General features: G+C 59.1%; 14 protein-coding genes and 1 riboswitch. Of the genes, 10 read left to right on the forward strand and 4 right to left on the reverse strand.

Annotation, left to right across the window (positions count from 1 at the left end; all coding sequences use genetic code 11):
- The first annotated feature begins 65 nt into the window (after positions 1–65).
- The 5 genes from EV586_RS06250 to EV586_RS06270 all read left to right on the forward strand — a co-directional run bounded on the left by EV586_RS06250 (position 66) and on the right by EV586_RS06270 (position 10,846).
- The gene (locus tag EV586_RS06250; protein ID WP_132944215.1) at positions 66–746 is read left to right on the forward strand and encodes a response regulator transcription factor; all 681 of its coding nucleotides are present in this window, start codon (positions 66–68) and stop codon (positions 744–746) included.
- Complete coding sequence (locus tag EV586_RS06255; RefSeq protein ID WP_132944216.1) at positions 743–2,119, forward strand: sensor histidine kinase; 1,377 nt, start codon at positions 743–745, stop codon at positions 2,117–2,119. The genes EV586_RS06250 and EV586_RS06255 overlap by 4 nt, the downstream gene beginning before the upstream one ends.
- A gap of 71 nt (positions 2,120–2,190) precedes the next feature.
- Positions 2,191–4,386, forward strand: coding sequence for an MMPL family transporter (locus tag EV586_RS06260; protein WP_132944217.1), 2,196 nt, complete (start codon positions 2,191–2,193; stop codon positions 4,384–4,386).
- A gap of 2 nt (positions 4,387–4,388) precedes the next feature.
- On the forward strand, positions 4,389–4,829 hold the full coding sequence (locus EV586_RS06265) for a hypothetical protein (RefSeq protein WP_132944218.1): 441 nt from the start codon (positions 4,389–4,391) through the stop codon (positions 4,827–4,829).
- Between the two features lie 204 nt (positions 4,830–5,033).
- Positions 5,034–5,136: riboswitch (cyclic di-GMP riboswitch) on the forward strand.
- 55 nt (positions 5,137–5,191) lie between these two features.
- Positions 5,192–10,846, forward strand: a complete 5,655-nt coding sequence (locus EV586_RS06270; RefSeq protein ID WP_132944219.1) for an OmpL47-type beta-barrel domain-containing protein — start codon at positions 5,192–5,194, stop codon at positions 10,844–10,846.
- Between the two features lie 54 nt (positions 10,847–10,900).
- Here EV586_RS06270 and EV586_RS06275 read toward each other — a convergent pair whose 3' ends face one another.
- The gene (locus EV586_RS06275; RefSeq protein ID WP_132944220.1) at positions 10,901–11,620 is read right to left on the reverse strand and encodes a class I SAM-dependent methyltransferase; all 720 of its coding nucleotides are present in this window, start codon (positions 11,618–11,620) and stop codon (positions 10,901–10,903) included.
- A 154-nt stretch (positions 11,621–11,774) separates the two neighbouring features.
- Here EV586_RS06275 and EV586_RS06280 point away from each other — a divergent pair, with 154 nt between their 5' ends.
- The gene (locus tag EV586_RS06280; protein ID WP_132944221.1) at positions 11,775–12,386 is read left to right on the forward strand and encodes a class I SAM-dependent methyltransferase; all 612 of its coding nucleotides are present in this window, start codon (positions 11,775–11,777) and stop codon (positions 12,384–12,386) included.
- A gap of 53 nt (positions 12,387–12,439) precedes the next feature.
- Here the strand turns inward: EV586_RS06280 and EV586_RS06285 are convergent, their stop codons facing one another.
- Positions 12,440–12,871 (reverse strand): hypothetical protein, encoded by a 432-nt coding sequence (locus EV586_RS06285; RefSeq protein WP_132944222.1) that lies wholly within the window; start codon positions 12,869–12,871, stop codon positions 12,440–12,442.
- An 18-nt stretch (positions 12,872–12,889) separates the two neighbouring features.
- The gene (locus tag EV586_RS06290; protein WP_132944223.1) at positions 12,890–13,288 is read right to left on the reverse strand and encodes a DUF4878 domain-containing protein; all 399 of its coding nucleotides are present in this window, start codon (positions 13,286–13,288) and stop codon (positions 12,890–12,892) included.
- Positions 13,289–13,612: 324 nt separating this feature from the next.
- Between EV586_RS06290 and efeO the strand changes: the two genes are divergently transcribed.
- The 3 genes from efeO to EV586_RS06305 are packed head-to-tail and all read left to right on the forward strand — an operon-like array spanning position 13,613 to position 17,531.
- Positions 13,613–14,464, forward strand: a complete 852-nt coding sequence (gene efeO, locus EV586_RS06295) for an iron uptake system protein EfeO (RefSeq protein WP_132944224.1) — start codon at positions 13,613–13,615, stop codon at positions 14,462–14,464.
- Positions 14,465–14,467: 3 nt separating this feature from the next.
- Positions 14,468–15,751, forward strand: coding sequence for an iron uptake transporter deferrochelatase/peroxidase subunit (gene efeB, locus EV586_RS06300; RefSeq protein ID WP_132944225.1), 1,284 nt, complete (start codon positions 14,468–14,470; stop codon positions 15,749–15,751).
- A 16-nt stretch (positions 15,752–15,767) separates the two neighbouring features.
- A complete protein-coding gene (locus tag EV586_RS06305) occupies positions 15,768–17,531 on the forward strand; it encodes an FTR1 family iron permease (RefSeq protein ID WP_132944226.1) in 1,764 nt (587 codons plus the stop codon).
- Between the two features lie 52 nt (positions 17,532–17,583).
- Here EV586_RS06305 and EV586_RS06310 read toward each other — a convergent pair whose 3' ends face one another.
- Positions 17,584–17,943: a glyoxalase superfamily protein gene (locus tag EV586_RS06310; RefSeq protein WP_132944227.1), complete on the reverse strand. Its 360-nt coding sequence runs from the start codon at positions 17,941–17,943 to the stop codon at positions 17,584–17,586.
- 56 nt (positions 17,944–17,999) lie between these two features.
- Here EV586_RS06310 and EV586_RS06315 point away from each other — a divergent pair, with 56 nt between their 5' ends.
- Positions 18,000–18,836, forward strand: coding sequence for a pirin family protein (locus EV586_RS06315; RefSeq protein WP_132944228.1), 837 nt, complete (start codon positions 18,000–18,002; stop codon positions 18,834–18,836).
- Positions 18,837–18,856 lie beyond the last annotated feature (20 nt).

Genomic DNA, 18,856 nt, shown 5'->3' on the forward strand with positions numbered 1-18,856 from the left:
GGTTTTTTGTTTGCGATAGGCCAGCTGCTTATTTGTTATCATAGAGAGGAGATGGAGGGAGACCGATGAGAATCGCAATTCTGGTCGCAGATGATGATCCGCATCTGCGCACACTGGTCGGATTTTATTTGCAAAAGGAAGGGTATCGCGTGCTGCAGGCGGAGGACGGCACGGCGGCGTCCCGTTTGCTGGAGGAAGAGCGCGTGCATGTGGCGATCGTCGATGTGATGATGCCGGGCAAGGACGGGCTGGAGCTGTGCCGCGAGATCCGGGATCATTATGACATCCCGGTGATCCTGCTGACTGCGAAAGGCGCGGCGGAAGACAAGGAGCGCGGCTTTTTGTCCGGGACGGACGATTATGTGGTCAAGCCGTTCGAGCCGCGCGAGCTGGTCTTGCGGATCAAAGCGCTGCTGCGGCGCTATCAGTTGGCTGCCGATGATGCGGTCGCCATCGGCGGGACGGTGATCGACCGGGGCCGGTTTGAAGTGCGGATCGGCGAGCGCGAGGTGCTGCTGCCAAGGCGGGAGTTTGAGCTGCTGTTTCAGCTCGCATCGGCGCCCGACCGCGTGTTTACCCGCGATCAGCTGCTCGATTCGGTCTGGGGCGCGGGGTATCAGGGCGATGCGCGGACGATCGACGTGCACATCAAACGGCTGCGCGAACGGTTCGCCGGGCAGCAGCAAGACTTTGTGATCACGACCGTCCGGGGCATCGGCTACAAGCTTGAGGTGACCGCCTCGTGAAATCACTCTATGTGCGGATCGTGCTGATGACGGTGGTGATCGTGATGGTCAGCGCGCTGTTTGGCTTTTGGCTGTCCAACCTGTATTACCAGCTGCATATGAAAGGCTACAATGAACAAAAAATTTACGAGATCGCGTCCGAGACGGCCGCCCTGTACGAGCGGAATCCGGAGCAGGATCTCGAGGCGTATTTGACGAGCATTGCGAAGCTGAATTACCAGCTCTATGTCGTCGATGAGCAGATGCAGGTACGGACCTACGGGGATGCATTTCGGGAGACGACGCTCCCGGCGGAGATGATTCGGCAGGTGCAGGCGGGGGAAGCGTACCGCGGGGCGGAGCATACGGGGAGCCTGTTTGTGACCGGCTTTTTTGAAAATACGCTGCAAAACTCGGTCGGCGTGCCGCTGCGGGCGAACGGGGAGACGTATGCTGTCTTTTTGCGCCCGAACATCGAGCGGATGTTTGGCGAAGTCCGGGTGCTGTTCGCCCGGCTGCTCTTGTTTACGTTTTTGTTTTCGCTGGTGCTGATCCTGGCTTGCACCCGCTATCTGGTCAAGCCGCTGGAACTGCTGACCGCGGCGACGAAGCGGATCGCGGAAGGGGACTTCGCGCCGGAGCTGGATGTGAAGCGGCAGGATGAGATCGGGCGGCTGGCGCGGGACTTTTCGCGGATGGCCGAGTCGCTGCGCAAGCTCGACCGCACGCGGCAGGAGTTTGTCGCCAACGTGTCGCATGAGATCCAGTCGCCGCTGACCTCGATCCAAGGTTTCTCGCAGGCCTTGCGCACGGAGCGGATGTCGGAGGAGGAGCGGGAAGCGTATTTGGCGATCATCGAGACGGAAAGCAGACGCCTCTCCTCGCTGAGCCAGCAGCTGCTGACGCTCGCCTCGCTCGACCATGCGGAGGAAGCGCGGGAGGCGAGCTCGTTTCGCCTCGATGAGCAGATTCGCGACGTGGTCCGGTCGCTGCAATGGCAGTGGTCGGAAGGAGCGCTCAGCATCGACTTGCAACTGCTGCCGGTGACGGTGTCCGGCCAGCCGCATTTTTTGCATCTGGTCTGGGTGAATCTGCTGGCGAACAGCATCAAATTTACCGAACCGGGCGGCGCGATCCGGATCACGATGCAGCGCGGCCCGCGCGAGGTGACGGTGGAAATCGCCGACACGGGGATCGGGATTGCGGCCGATGATCTGCAAAATGTGTTCGAGCGGTTTTACAAAGCGGACAAAGCGCGCCAACGCCAGCGCGCGGGCAGCGGGCTGGGTCTGGCGATCGTGCTGAAAGTGGTGCAAATGCACGGCGGGACGGTGGAAGCCGCCTCCGAACCGGGCGCGGGGACGACGTTCCGGGTGCGGCTGCCGCATTTGTAATCTTCCGTTCATCTTCTATTCATCTGGCTTGCTTATGATGCGAATAGAAGATCGAAAGGGAGGGTGATCCGATGAAGATGATCCGACGCATCGCGGCGTGGTCAGCCACGTCGGCAGGTGCGAAATGGGCGGTGAGCATCTGGCTTTTGCTGGCGATCGTGCTGAGTATCGTCGCGCCGTCTGCGAACGACATTGCCGTGTCGGAAGGGACCGGGCTGCCGGATGATGCGCAGGCGACGCAGGCGCAGCAGGTGTTGGAAGCGAGCTTTCCATCTGCTGACGGGCTGAGCGCGCTGGTGGTCGTGCAAGATCGGCAGGGGCTGGATCAGGCGGACTGGGACGCTGTCTTTTCTGTCACGCGCTGGCTGGACTCGCCGCAAAAACCTGCCGGGGTGAGCAGCGCGGCGCTTTTGCACAACATGCCGCCAGCGGCGTTGAACGGCTTTTTGAATGAGCAGAAAACGACGCTGATGCTGCCCTTGCGCCTGCAGCCGGGCTTGGAGCAGGACAAGGTGCATGATGCTGTAGCAGAGGTGCGCGCGTACGTGGAGGCGGCGCTGCACGGTAAGGCCGAAGTTGCGATCACCGGTCCGGCCGGGATCGCCGCCGATACGCTGGATGCGTTTCGCAATGCGGACGTGGTGCTGATGCTCGCGACGGTGGCGCTGATTCTGGTCTTGCTGCTCGTGATGTACCGCTCGCTGCTGCTCGCAGTGACGCCGCTGTTGATCGCCGGTGTGCTGTTTACAGTCACCAACCGCCTGCTCGGGCTGTTTGGTGAATCCGGCTGGGCGGAAGTGCAGAGCCAGGCGCTGTCGATCATGTTGATTCTGCTGTTCGCCGTGCTGACCGACTACAGCATGTTTGTCTTCTCGCGCTACAAAGAAGAGCTGACGAAGACGGAGTCGCAATTTGCCGCGATGCAGCAGGCGGTGGCGCGGGTGGCCGAACCGGTGTTTTTCAGCGCCGGGACGATTTTGCTGGCTGTGGCGACGTTGTTTGCTGCCGTCTATGAGCCGTACCGCAGCTTTGCGCCGGTCTTTGTCACGGCGATGGCGGTGATCTTGCTTGGGAGCATCACGCTGATTCCGGCCGTCTTCGCCCTGCTCGGACGCCGGGCGTTCTGGCCGTCTGTGCCCCAAGTCGGCGTGCAGACAGACAAGCGCGACCGGCTGTGGGAAAAAGCGGCCCGGGTCGTGACGACCAAGCCGAAGCGGACGTTTTTCACCTTGCTGCTGCTGCTGATGGCGATGTTCCCGGTGCTGACTCAGATCGAGTATTCGTTTAATCTGATGAAATCATTCCCGGCCGACGCTTCGTCGCGCCAGGGGTTTGAGATGCTGGAAGGTGCGTTTCCGCAAGGGGAACTGGCGCCGGTCACCGTGCTGCTCCGCTCGGAGCAGGAGCTGAGTTCGGAGGAGCTGCAAGCGCGGCTGCGGTCACTCTCAGAAGCGCTTGCAGCAGAGCCGGGCGTGCATCAGGTCACCGTTCCGCCGGGGGAGACGCTGCTCGCGAGCGACAAGCTTACGGCGCGCTGGCAACTGGTGCTCGATGCCCATCCGTATGAGGCGAAGGGGCTGGATCTGGTGGAAGACCTGCGCGAGCGGGGAGGAAAGCTGCTGGCGGAGAACGGGTTCGATCCGGCGACACATCAGCTGCTGTTCGGCGGGCAAACGCCGACCCAAGTGGATGTCCGGGCGCTGAACGGCCGTGATACGTGGGTCGTGATTGGGCTCGTCATCGCGCTGATCACCGTATTGCTGGCGCTGGCGTCGCGCTCGTGGGTGGCGCCGCTGTATATGATCGGGACGATCTTGCTGACCTACGGCGCAACGCTGGGGTTGACGTGGCTATTGTTTCACCACCTGCTGGGCTATGAAGCGCTGTCCTACCGCATCCCGCTGTACGGATTTGTGTTTCTGGTCGCGCTCGGGGTTGATTACAACCTGCTTCTATTCGCCCGCATCCGCGAAGAAGCGCAAGCTGTACCGCTGACGGAAGCGATCCGTCGCGGCGTGGTGAAGACGGGCCGGGTGATCACATCGGCCGGGTTGATTCTTGTTGCGACCTTCGTGGTGCTTATTACGCAACCTCTGTTGGAGCTGAAAGCGTTCGGGACGATGGTGGCGCTGGGTGTGCTGCTCGATACATTTTTGATTCGCGGGCTGTTGATGCCGTCGCTGATGATGCTGCTGGGCCGTTGGAACTGGCGGCCGGGCAAGCTGGAACTGGAACTCGAAACGGAAATGGAAAAGGGGAGTGTGTGATGATGGCGAATGCACTGTTGTTCTTGCATGTGTCCGGCCTGTCGGTGTGGCTGGGGTCGGCGGTCTTGTTGATGATCTTGTTCGCGTATTTGAAAAAAGAGTCCCTGCAGGAAAGCAAGCTCTTGCTCTTCTGCACGCGTTTGGTGAACCGTGTGACCAGCGTCGCCGCACTGGTCGTGCTGGCGAGCGGCGTCGGGCTGATCGAGCTGCTCGGTTACCGCGGGATGGAAAAGCCGTTCTGGCTGTCCTTTATGGAACAGGCCGGCGGCACGGTGATCCTGCTGTTCATCCTCGTCTTCACCTGGAAGAGCCGCCGCGCCGTCAAACAGCTGGCCGAAGCGGCCGGTCGCTCCAAAGTCGCCGGCTGGTATGCCGCCGCACTCAGCGTCTTCGCGCTCGCTGTGACCGGCGTGCTGTTTGTGGTCAGCGCGAAATTGATCTGATGCGCGCAGAACCTCCTTTCTATTGGAAAGGAGGTTTTTTTTTTGTTGTTTGCAAACGGCAAAGTGGCGAGACGGCACGCTGAAAAAATAGTAAAACAATAACCCCCACAAATGTTCATTTTGCAACGAAACTAATAGGTTCGTAAAAGATTCTTATTCACAACCTGTCTGAAATGAAATATCATTGATATGAGAGAGATAAACAAGTGAAAAGGGCAAATCATGGGAAACCATGAGACGCAAAGCCAAGGGCCTGAACTGCATGTGCGGAATATTCTGGAAGTGTAGATGGCAGCCGGTTACCACGGGGATTCATCGCAAGAAGGTTCCCTCTTTTCACAAAGAAAGGAAGGACGAAGAGCATGGGGAAAAGGTACAGCCAAATCGCGCTGCTCGCCATGTTCCTGCTGGTATTTCAACTCCTGATGCCGGCAGTGCAGACACTGGCAGCCGCAGAATCTGGGAGCGTCACCACGCTCTCGGAAAGCACGATGTTGCCGCCGAGCAACCTCGCCACTCAGTTCCTGACACCAAGCGATGTCAAATTGACCTGGAGCGCCGTCTTTGGCGCGACCGGTTACAACATCTATGGCATCTATGACGGGGAACTGCGATTCTTGGGCAAAGCGAACACGAACTCTTTTATCGCCAATGATATGCCCGAAGGATCGTACAGCTATGTCGTTTCGACGCTGGGCCCGGATGGCGAATCGGGTCCGTGCGCACCGGTCACCGTCGAGATCTCCTACCCGGAGATGGCGGCGCCGGCGACGCTCAGCGCCAAAACGAGCAACATCAATGACATCGTCCTGACTTGGACCGCGGCACAGTACGCGAAGAACTACAACATCTATCAAGTATCCGAAGACGGCTCGCAGACGAAAGTGGCGACCGTGACCGGAGCTACATGGACCAACGCCTCCGCTGCGGGCGGCAGCTACACCTACGCGGTGTCGGCCGTGCACGCGCTGTACGGCGAATCGGCGCTGTCGCAAACGGCGACCGTCGATGTCGGCGAAGTCAAACTGACCGCGCCGAAAAACGTGAAGTACACCGTCCTGAACGGCAATGATGTGCGTCTGCAATGGGACGCTGCTCTGTACGCCACCGGGTACAAGGTCTATCAGGTGATCGACGGGCAGAAAGTGCTGAAGCAGACTGCGACCGGCACCACCGTCACGCTGACCAACCAGCCGGCGGGGGAGTACAGCTATGCGATCACCACCACTTCGACCCGCTTTGGCGAGTCGGAAGAGGCGGGCACCGTCTCCTTCATGCTGACCCACCCGACGATGGCCGCGCCGAACAACTTCAAGTCGACGATCACGAACATCAATGACGTGACGCTGACCTGGGAAGCGGTGACGTACGCGACGAGCTACAAGCTCTACCAAGTCATCGACGGTGACAAAGTCCTGAAAAGCACGCTGACCGGGACGAGCACTTCCTTCCTGAAGATGACTTCGGGCGACTATACGTACCAGCTGTACTCCTACAGCGACCGCTTCGGTGAGTCGCAGGTGGGCAGCCAGGTCAAATTCCAAGTCGACGCCCCGGACATGGCCGCGCCGGCGAACGTGACCGCGAAGATCGTCAACGGCAATGACATCGTCCTGACATGGGATGCGGTTGCCAACAACACCAACTACAAGGTGTATCAGATCGTGAACGGTCAAAAGGTGCTGAAAAGCTCGCCGACCGCCGCGACCGTCACGTTTGCCAACTCGGCAGCGGGCGATTACACCTACGAAGTCTCCTCGTACTCGGCCCGCTTCGGCGAGTCGGCAACGGGCAGCCAAGTGGCGGTCAACCTCGTGCATCCGACGATGCAGCCACCGGCCGACTTGGTGCAGGCGGTCACCAGCGCCACGTCGTTCACCTTGAACTGGCAACCGGCTGAGTTTGCGACCAGCTACAAAGTGTACCAGATCGTCAACGGTCAGAAGACGTTGAAGAGCACGGTCACGACGCCAAGCGTCTCCTACAGCAGTGTAGCGCCTGGCACGTATACCTATGAAGTTCGTTCCGTTTCTGCCCGCTTCGGGGAATCGGCGCAAGGCACCGTTTTGACCTTCACGATGAACGGTCAAGTGATGCCGACGCCGGGCAACCTGACCTACACGCTGGCAAATGGCAACGACATCACCTTGAAATGGAATGTAACGCAATATGCGACCAGCTACAAAATCTATCAGGTCATCGACGGCCAGCGCGTGCTGAAAGGCACGACCAGCGCCACCTCTGCGACCTACAGCAACATGCCGGCCGGCGAGTACACGTATGTGGTGACCGGCATCTCGACGCTGCTCGGCGAATCGCCGGAGGGTGCGGAAGTCAGCTTCACTCTGGTGCATCCGACGATGGCCGCTCCGGAAAGTCTCACGCACACCGTGTCGAACGTCAATGACATCGTCTTGAAATGGAACGCGGTGCAATATGCAAACAGCTACAAGATCTATGAGATCGTCGACGGAGCAGCGGTGCTGCTGAAAACGGTCACCACGCTCACCAACACGTTTACCAACGTTTCGGCTGGCGAGCACACCTATGAAGTGCGCGCCGTCAGCACCCGTTTTGGCGAAGGCGAGCCGAGCAGCCGCCTGACCGTCCAAGTCGAGTTCCCGACGCTCCAAGCGCCGGCCGCTCCGACGTACAGCATCGCGAACGGCAACGACATCGTGCTGCGCTGGACGGCAGCGCCATATGCGACCGCGTATAAAATCTACCGCGTCGTCAACGGTGCACAAGAGCTCCTGAAAACGCAGACCGGCGTCACCGGCACCTTGACCAACATGCCGGCCGGGGACTACGAGCTTGTGATTCACACCTACAGCGACCGCTACGGCGAATCGGCGGCAGGCAGCATCGTCTCCTTGACGCTGACCCACCCGACGATGCAAAAGCCGAACAACCTGACCAAGACGGTCGCCAACGGCAACGACATCACCTTGAAATGGGATGCGGCGCAATATGCGACAGCGTATAAGATCTATCAGATCATCAACGGCGAAAAAGTCTTGCAAAGATCACAGGCCGGCGCGACGGTGACGTTCACCAACCTGCCGGCGGGCGAGTACCGCTATGTGGTGCATTCCTACAGCGACCGCTTTGGCGAATCGCCGGAAGCGAGCGAGCTGACGTTTGAGCTCGTGCATCCGGTCATGCAGAAGCCGGGCACTTTGACGAACACAGTCGCCAACGGCAACGACATCACCTTGAAGTGGGAAGCGGCGCAATACGCGACCGCCTACAAGCTGTATCAGATCGTCGACGGTGAAAAAGTGCTCAAGAAGTCGCAGGCGGCGCTGAGCACCGTGTTCACGAACATGCCGGCGGGCGAGTACCGCTATGTGGTGCACGCGTACAGCGACCGCTTTGGCGAGTCGCCGGTCGGCAGCGAGCTGACTTTCAACCTCGTGCATCCGATCATGCAGAAGCCGGCGACGTTTACGAAAACGATCGTCAACGGCAATGATATCTCCCTTGCTTGGAGCGCTGCGCAATACGCGACCGCCTACAAGATCTATCAGGTCGTCAATGGCGAGAAAGTGCTCACGAAGACCCAGACCGGCACGAGCTTGTCGTTCGTGAACATGCCGCAAGGGGAGTACACCTACGAGGTGCACTCATACAGCGACCGCTTTGGCGAATCGCCGATTGCGAACACGTTGACGTTCGACCTCGTCTGGCCGGTGGTACAGCCGCCGGTGCTGACGGCGACGATCGTCAACGCGAACAACCTGACGCTCTCCTGGCCGGCGGTGACGTGGGCCAACGAATACAGAGTGTACAAAGTAAATGGCAACGCGAGAGAACAGGTTTATAAAGGGACGGCGACGAGCTTCCAGATCTACAACCTGAAGGAAGACACCTTCTCTTATGAAGTGACGGCGGTGAGCACGCGCTTTGGCGAATCGGCAGCTTCGAACCGCGAGACGGTCACGATCGTCTACCCGGTCATGCAGGCACCGACGGCCAGCGTGAAAGTGCTCAGCACCAACTCGGCGCGCCTGTCCTGGAACTTCATCACCTACGCGAACGGCTACAACGTGTATGAACTAATCGACGGCAAGCCGGTGCTGCTGGTGCAGAACCTGAACGCCCTGTCCTACACGCTGAACAATCTGTCGTACGCGAACCATACGTATCTTGTCACATCGTACTCCAACTCGTTCGGCGAGTCCGACCCGTCGAACAGCGTGATCGCGCAACTGATCCAAGATGACATCGCGCCAGTCACCACCGCAGCGGCACCGTCCGGGTGGATCAACGCAGGCACCGTGGTCACCTTGTCCGCAACGGACAACGACACCGGCGTCGCGAAAACGTTCTACGCCCTGAACGGCGGCGCCTTTGTGGAAGGCACGGTGGTCGCGGTGACAGAAGAAGGCATCAACGAAGTCTCCTTCTACTCCGTCGACCGCGTCGGCAACATCGAAAAGACCAAGACGATCCAAGTCAAGATCGACAAAACTGCGCCGACCACCACCTCGGATGCCCCGACCGCCTGGTCGAAAGATGATGTAAAAGTCACCTTGGCAGCAACCGACGCGCAAAGCGGCGTGGCAACCACCTACTACTCCGTCAACGGTTCTGAGTTCGTAAAAGGTACGACCTTCACCGTGACGCAAGAAGGCGTCAACAAAGTCACCTTCTACACCGTCGACGCAGCAGGCAACAAAGAGCAAACCCAGTCGATCCAAGTCAAAATCGACAAAACCGCGCCGACCACTACTTCGGATGCCCCGACCGCTTGGTCGCAAGAGGATGTAAAAGTCACCTTGGCAGCATCCGATGCACACAGTGGCGTCGCAACCACTTACTACTCCGTCAACGGTTCTGAGTTCGTAGAAGGTACGACCTTCACCGTGACTCAAGAAGGCGTCAACAAAGTCACCTTCTACACCGTTGACGCAGCAGGCAACAAAGAGCAAACCCAGTCGATCCAAGTCAAAATCGACAAAACTGCACCGACCACCACTTCGGATGCCCCGACCGCCTGGTCGCAAGAGGATGTAAAAGTCACCTTGGCAGCATCCGATGCACACAGTGGCGTCGCAACCACTTACTACTCCGTCAACGGTTCTGAGTTCGCAGAAGGTACGACCTTCACCGTGACGCAAGAAGGCGTCAACAAAGTCACCTTCTATACCGTCGACGCAGCAGGCAACAAAGAGCAAGCCCAGTCGATCCAAATCAAGATCGACAAAACCGCGCCGACCACCACGTCCAACGCGCCGACCACCTGGTCGAAGGATGACGTAAAAGTCACCTTGACCGCAACCGACATCACCAGCGGCGTGGCGAAAACGTTCTACTCCGTTAACGGTTCCGGCTACGTGGAAGGCAATGCTTTCACCGTGACCAAAGAAGGGATCAACAAAGTCACCTTCTACACGGTTGACGCAGCGGGCAACCAAGAGCAGGCGAAGATGGTGGAAGTCAAGATCGACAAGACCGCTCCGCTTCTCTCGTTCGACCTGAATCAGGAGTATGCGCTTGGCACAACCCTGCAACTCAAATACACCGCGACCGACAGCCTGTCCGGCATCGCCGTACAGAAACTGACCGTCGCCCTCCCCGGCCAAACAGGCAGCGTGCTGGTCGACCCGACCTCGCTGACCTTGAACAAGCCGGGCCGCTACACCGTCACCGTCACGGCGACCGACGCAGCAGGCCTGACCACGACGATCCAAAAATCGTTTACGGTCTACCTCACAGCTACGATTGAAGTGACACCGGGCATCATCAAAGGCAACAACGGCGTGTTTACCGTCCGCGCTTCTCTGCCGAACGGCTACAGCACGCAAGGTTTTGACCTCGACACCGTGCGTCTGAACGGCGTCAACGCGCTGACCAGCAACAACGGCTACTACAACCAAGCGAAGAACGGGCAGTTCAAATTCGAACGCAACGACTTCACTTGGCCGTCCAACTCCACCGTGGAGGTCGAACTCCGCGGCTACGTGAACGGCGAGCTGTTCGTCGGCAAAACGACCGTCAAAACACAAAAGTAACTCCGCATCAAAAAAGAGGCGTTGCAGACCGCTGCAGCGCCTCTTTTCTGTCCTCTATTTCGTCGCAAACACGTACGAAAAAAATCCCCAATCCTCCACGAACAGATTGATCAAGCGGTCAAAATTCCCGATCACCCGCACCGTCCGGTTGTCATGCGGCAACCGCCGGCGCAACAGCCCTTCGCGCTTTCGAATCTGAAAATGCTGCGCGGTCATCAAGCCCTCCAACTCGGCCGGCGAATACTCCGTCTGATAACCAAACGGCCACGTGCCCATCCACTGCTTCACTTTGCGGTCCAGCACCCCGAGCGACTTTTTGTTCGGCGTCATCATGATCACCTGCCCGCCGGGCTTCAGCACGCGGTACACTTCCCGCAGCGACTGTGTCGGGTCGTGAAAATGCTCGATCACCCCGAGGCACACGATCTTGTCAAAATGATCATCCGGATAGGGCATCGCCAAAATATCCCCGATGTCGAACGAAAAGCGATTGCCCTCGATCTCCATCAGCTCCTCCGCCCGCTCCTTCGCGGAGACGGAGATGTCCAGCCCGTGCCCCTGAATCTCAAACAGCCGCAGCAAACTCAGCAGCACCAGCCCGTCCCCGCAGCCCGCTTCCAGCACGCGGTCGCCGTCTCGAAACAAGACCCCGTTCGAGATAAAATACCCGACCTTATCCATCGACCGCTCCAGCCGCGAGTGCAGGTAGCTGTAGCTGCCCGACTGCGCTGCACGATCCCACACCCGATTCCAATTCGCTTCCGGCGAGCTCATCTTGAACGCCTCCTGTTCATTTAACTCGTTTACGAAAGGTGATGATAATTAATTTTCGGCGCACAGCTTGCTTCTTGTCAACCGAATTTGTACCGGGGGGCGAATTCCTGTAGGATAGGGAAGAGAGGATTCACTAGCAAAAGGTGGGAAACACGTGCTCGAAGATACCGGGGAACGCATCATTCCTGAACTGATGAAACCAACCAACGGCATGCTCCTCGAGCATCTGGCCCGTTATTATTTTGCAGCGCCCTACGTCCAAGGCACCGTGCTTGATTTCGCCACGGGCGCAGGCTACGGCGCGCACATGATCGCCAAGCTGTGCAAAAGCCGCATCGACTCCGTGCTCGGCGTCGACCTCGACCCGGCGGTCGTCGACTATGCGCGGCAGACTTACTATCATCCGCTGGTCAAGTATGACGTCCAAGACGTGCTCGACCCTGACCTGCCGCAGAAGATCGGCCCGTTCGACACCATCCTGTCCTTCGAGACGATCGAGCACATCGCAGACGAAGCGCAGTTCCTTACGAACTGCTACGATCTGCTCGCCCCCGGCGGCACCCTCGTGCTCTCCTCCCCGTTCGGCGCCGGCCGCGGCAAGCCGTGCCTGAGCCCTTGGCATGTGCACCAGTTTACGGAGGACGAGTTCCACGCGCTGTTCGGCGCCTTCCGCGAGGTGGAGTTCTACTACCAGCACGGCGTCCTGTTCGAACCCAAACGCGCAGGCGTCCGCTACCCGTTTGGGATTGCGGTGTGCAAAAAATAAAGGCTGTCTGCAGCGAATCTTCGCGCAGGCAGCCTTTTTTGCTGTTTATTGGTTTAGTAGCCGTCGTAGGCATTTCCGGCACCAATCATACCGGCAGAACTGTGAGGGATCAATTCAATGCGGTGATCTTCGCCTTTTCGAGCGTTCGTGAACGTGTAGTTATACCAAACGCCGCTTTTGGGGTAGTTGGTATTGAAATTCTTCATCCCAACCGGTGTGTTGCCGAGAAATCCATAGCGAACCAAAGTATAATCGATGTTCGCGTTGCCGAGGCTTGTGACATCTTGCCAGCCCGCGATCGTCACCACCTGCGCGCTGTTTGTTACTGTGAACCAGTTGGTCTTGATGGCATATGTATTCCCGCCAGTCCCCCAGGCGCCGGTAAACTCCCAATAAGCGACTGCCGGAGCGGCGGAAGCAATGCCCCCGCTCAAAAGAAAGCAGCCTGCTGCAGCGGCAATCGCAATGTACATTTTGTTCTTCATAGTCTTGGCCTCCCGGGTTTATTTGTCCTCGATCAATACTTTCCACTGATTGTTTTCTTTAAGAAGTGGAAGGGTTTGAGTCTCAGTGTTGTCTCCAAATTGGCCCGTGAGTGTGACCGTGATGTTTTCATCATTCACATAGTTGATTGAAAGAACCTCAAACTTCTTCACCGGATGTTTCTGGAGAAAACGTTGCAGCATTTCCTTTCTCTGCGTTTCGTCCGGGATTCGTTCGTCTTTGCTGTATTTCATGATTTCGTTGATATTACCGGAAGAAACAGCATTCAGGTAATGGGTGACAGCTTGCTTTGCTTCTATTTCAGCAGTTTGAGCGGCATCTGTTGGAGTCGATACGAATGCAAAACCAGCTAGCACTGCTGCGAGAGTAAATGAAACCACAGCCTTCGAGAGATTCATTTCACACACCTCCAAAAAGGATAAAATGATAAATATATCTTACGCATAAAATACCCCCAACTATTATACTAAGTCAACAAAAAATACAGATTATATAATTATTTATGAAAGTTATAAAGTTGAGGAAGTAGATAAGATCTGGGTTCGGGAGTTTTTCCCTTTTCATCATCAAAATTTTTAGTTCGTCCAACTCCTTCTCCATTCCTAAAAAACCCTGTTGTCAGCGGTGCAGAATGGGTGTAGGATTAGTGAGAATGGTTTTCAGTGAGCGAGATATAGGGTGAGGCTTAGTCCGCCTGTAGGATAAAAGGAGATGGATTTACTGTGTTGAAAAAGATGCAACTGACACTGCCGGCTCTGTTGATCGGCTCTTCCGTACTGCTGGGCGCTTGCGGCGCGGAGAAGGAACCGGCAGCTGTGGAGCCGGTGAAGCAGGAACAAAAGGCTGCGGCCGATCTGAACGGCGTGGTCGATGAATACCGCAAGTTCGTCATCGCGCAGTCGGACGAATTTGTCAAATCGACCGAAGCGTTCACCACTGCGGTGAAGGCGGGCGACATCGAGAAGGCGAAAGCGCTCTACGCCCCAACGCGCATGTACTTTGAGCGCATCGAGCCGATCGCCGAATCGCTCGGCGATTTCGATCCGTGGATCGACGCGCGCGAGAACGACGTGCCGGACAGCGAATGGCGCGGGTTCCACAAGCTGGAGAAGGCGCTGTGGGTCGACAACAGCGTCAAAGGCCAGGAAGCGGTCGCCGACCAGCTCCTGCAAGACGTGAAGATGCTCCGCGTCAAAGTGGAAAGCGTGGAGATCGACGCCAACCTGCTCGTGACGGGGGCGGTGGAGCTCTTGAACGAAGTTTCTGCGACCAAGGTCACCGGCGAAGAGGAACGCTACTCGCACACCGACCTGTATGATTTTGCTGCGAACGTGGAAGGCGCGAAGGAGATCTTCAAGGTCATCCGTCCGCAGCTGGAGAAAAAAGACGCAGCTCTTGCTACGGAGATCGACAAGCAATTCGCCGCACTGGAAGAATCGCTCGCTCCGTACCGCAAAGGCGACGGCTATGTGCTGTACACCGAACTGAGCAAGGAACAGACCACCAAGCTCAGCCAAGCGGTCGACGCGCTGGCCGAACCGCTTTCGCAAATGGGCACCGTACTGGAGGGATAAACGATGAGCGACGCGACAAAAGACGACTTGTTGCAAAAGCCCATCTCCCGTCGTGACATGCTGAAGCTCGGCGCCGCAGGTGGCGTCGGGCTTTTGCTTGGCGCGGGAGGGCTGACCGGCGTGCTGGCCGGCACGGGCATGCTGAAAGATTCTGCACAGGCCACCGCCGCGCAAACGGCGAGCGGCACCGTCCCTTTTTACGGGAAGCATCAGGCGGGCATTCTCACCCCGGCGCAGGATTTTATCTGCCTCGGCGCGTTTGATGTCACCACCACCGACCGCGCCGCTCTGCGCACGCTGTTCCAAAAATGGACGGAAGCGTCTGCAAAGCTTGCCCAAGGCCAAGGCGTGGGCGAGGAGAGCGGCAACCCGGTCCTGCCGCCGGTCGACACCGGCGAAGCGATGGGGCTGAACGCGGCCGGGATCACAATCACATTTGGCGTCGGGGCCTCGCTGTTCGACGGCCGCTTTGGCCTTGGCAGCAAGCGCCCGGCCGCGCTGGTCGACCTGCCGGCGTTTGGCGGGGACGAGCTGCAGCCGGAATGGACGGGCGGCGACATCGCCGTGCAAGTCTGCGCCAACGATCCGCAAGTCGCGTTCCACGCGCTGCGCAATCTGGCGCGGATCGCGCGCGGCAAGGCGGTGCTCCGCTGGGTGCAGGACGGCTTCCAGCGCACGCGCACAGCCGATCCGAACGGTGCCACGCCGCGCAACCTGCTCGGCTTCAAGGACGGCACGAACAACCCGGATGTGCAAAAGCAGGATGTCGCCGACGACATCGTCTGGGCGCAAGGGGCGGACGGCCCGAGCTGGATGGACGGCGGCACCTACATGATCATGCGCCGCATCCGCATGCGCATCGAAGTCTGGGACCGCACGCATCTCAATGAACAGGAAGCGACATTCGGACGCCACCGCGACAGCGGAGCGCCGCTGGGCGAGAAAGATGAATTCGCCCCGCTTGATTTTACAAAGCAGGACGACAAGGGCAAACCGATGATCCCGATGAACTCGCACGTCGCCGTCGCCAACATGGGCGGCAAAGTGAAGATTCTCCGCCGTGGCTACTCCTATTCGAGCGGCATCGACCTGAAGACCGGCCAGCTCGACGCGGGACTCTTGTTCATCTGCTTCAACCGTGACCCCCGCCGTCAATTTATCCCGATGCAGCAAGCGTTGGCTGCCCAAGACAAACTCAATGAGTACATCGTGCACGTCGGCAGTGCGATCTTCGCCTGCCTGCCGGGCGCCAAAGCGGGCGGCTACATCGGGGAGACTTTATTCTAAACGGGGGCAAGCGGACATGAATCTGAAATCATTGCTATCTACTCTTTTGATCGGCCTGCTGCTCTTCACCGCCACCGCGTCGTACGCGGCGACCCCGCAGGACAACCGGCTGATCGCGCTGGCCAGCGACGCGCTGGTCAATGCGGGCGGCGACGACTGGGACCGCACGAAAGCGGATCTCGCCGAGATGAACACGCTTTGGGCGGAGGCGAATGACACCTCCGCGGCAGGCCAAGCGGTCAGCGCAGCGCTGACGGCAGCCGAAACGGCGGCAGGCAAAACGCCGTTTGACCGCGCCGCGGCCTACAAGGCGGTCTCGGCGCTGGCCAAAGCGGTCGATGAATACGTCTCGTCCCATGAGGCGGAGCAAGGCGGGGCGAAGGCGCAGGAAAATGTCAAAGCGCTGCTGCCGCATCTGAAACGGGCGCTGTCGTCCACCGAAGCGGGCGATACTGCGGCGGCGAAAGCGGCGTACAGCTCGTTTATCAGCGGCTGGGCCAAAGCGGAAGGCCCGCTGCGCAAGGAAAACGTCGGACTGTACGGCAAAGTGGAAACGAAGATCAGCGGTGCGCGCATCGCGCTGAACACCGCACCGCCGGACGCGGAAAAAGCGAAGGCGAGCCTGCAGGATGTGATCCGGCTGCTCGAAGATTACGTCGCCGGCAAGGTGCAGACGTCCGACGCAGCCGCCGGGGAATCCCGCTCGGTCGCCGACCTGCAGCAGTTGCTCAGCGGCGCGCTGACCGATGTGCAGGACGAAAAAGCGGCCGCTGCGGCGGCGAAGCTCGAAGAGATCATCGCTGCCTGGCCGTCGGTGGAAGGACAAGTGCTGACCCGTTCGCCGGAAGCGTATGCGCGGATTGAAACGAAGATGACGTCCGTGCCGAGCTTCCTGCTCTCCTCGCCGCCCGATCTGAAGAAGGCGGAGAGCATGATCCGCGATCTGCAGACGGAGCTGGAGCCGTATGCGGATGCGGCGTCGTACACGGCGTGGGATGCCGGGCTGATCCTGTTCCGCGAAGGCTTGGAGGCGATCCTCGTCATCACCGCCCTGCTCGCGTTCCTGAACAGGAGCGGCAACGCTGACAAGCGCAAATGGGTCTGGACGGGCGCCGGCACGGGCATCGTGCTGTCCGGCGTGCTGGCGGTCGTGCTGAGTCTCGTGTTCAACACAGCGACGGCCGGCAGCTCCCGCGAGCTGATCGAAGGCTATACGGGCCTGATCGCCGTCGTCTTCATGCTGACGGTCGGGGCGTGGCTGCACAGCAAGTCGAACCTCAAGCTCTGGAACCAGTTTATCGAGAAGACGCTCGGCGCCGTGCTGGCGCGCGGCGCGCTGTGGTCGCTGGCGGCGACCGCCGGCCTCGCCGTGCTGCGCGAAGGCGCGGAGACGATCATCTTCTACCTCGGCATGGCGCCGAGCATCAGCCTGTCGCAGCTGTTGATCGGCATCGGCGGGGCGCTGGCGGTGCTGGCGGTGATCGCGTTTGCGATCCTCAAGCTGAGCGCGCGGATTCCGGTCCGCCCGTTCTTCCTCGTCGCCAGCCTCCTGCTGTACTACCTCGCGTTCAAGTTCATCGGCGTCAGCGTGCACGCGCTGCAAGTGTCTGGACAGCTGCCGTCGCACCTGTCGGACGCGCTGCTGCAAGCGCCGTCCCTCGGCATCTACGCAACGTGGGAAACCACCGTGCCGCAGCTGGTCGTCCTCGTGGTCGTCCTGTGGAACGTGGTGCGCACCGAGCGCAAGAATGCGCGGCTGAAACAAAGCGTGGCAGCATGATCATAAAAAAACACCACCGGGGCTGCCAAAGCGGCGACCGGTGGTGTTTTTATTATTGATAGAAGCCCAGCTGGTAGCCAAACGGGTCGCGGACATACAGCTCGCGTTGGCCGTAGGGCTGGTCGACCACTTTGACGTCTTCGGTGATCGCACCGGATGCCAGAAACTCTTCGCGCAAATCGTCGATGTTCTCCACGTGGATGTAGAAGTGCACGCCGTGCGCAGTCACCGGGTTCGGCTTGCCTTTCCCGATGTGGACCTGCAAGCCGTCGCGTTCCACGCCATTGTAGTCCCACTCGGAGACGAACTGCACGTTGAAGCCGAGCTTTTCGGTATAATACGCCATCGCCGCGTCGAGGTCTTCCACCATGATGATCGAAATGACCCCTTTGAATTTCGTCTTTTGCGTCAACTTGATACCCTCCTTCTGTTTCGGGTATATTTTACCATAAAAGGAGGCGTTTTCTGATGGAATACTGGCAGCGCGGCATTCGCGAAGTCTATGACGTCATCGCCAGAGCGGGCGGAGGGCCGCACCTGCGCGTCGGACAGGTCTTGGCGCCGGGGCGCTGGGCGGACTTTGATCCGTTTTTGATCATGATGGAAGACTGGTTTCAGCAGGGCACGTTCGATTTTCACCCCCATCGGGGTCTGGAGACGGTGACCTACGTCATCGAAGGCAAGTTGAAGCATGAGGACAACAACGGCGGCTACGGCGTGCTCGAACCGGGCGACGTGCAATGGATGACGGCAGGGCGCGGTGTGTTGCACACCGAAGATCCGCTGCCTGGCGAAACGGTACACAGCCTGCAGCTCTGGGTGAACCTGCCGAGTGCGGACAAGCTGACCGCACCGCGCTATCAGGACCTGAAGTCGGCCAACATGCCGCTGCGCGAGGAGCCGGGCGCAAAGATCCGCGTCTTCTCCGGCTCCTCCCAAGGGGTCGCAGCCCAGACGCTGAACCATGTGCCGGTGACGATGGTCGAGATGAGGCTCGAAGCGGGCGCGACGGTCACGCAGGATCTGCCTGGCAGCTACAATGGATTTTGCTACGTGTTGGAAGGCACAGGCGAGTTCGGCCGCGACAAGACGCGCGGCGGGAAGCAGCAGGTGCTCTGGCTGAGCCGGGACGGGCAAGGCGACAGCGAAATCACCGTCACCGCGATCGAGCCGCTGCGCGTGCTGCTCTATGCCGGAGAGCCGGTGCGCGAGCCGGTCGTGCAACACGGGCCGTTTGTGATGAATACGCGGGAAGAGATCAAGCAGGCGTTCGATGATTTTCACGCCGGGAAGTTTGGGAAATAAAAAGGGAGCCGGCCGGCTCC

The organism is Tumebacillus sp. BK434, assembly GCF_004340785.1.
Classification (GTDB): domain Bacteria; phylum Bacillota; class Bacilli; order Tumebacillales; family Tumebacillaceae; genus Tumebacillus_A.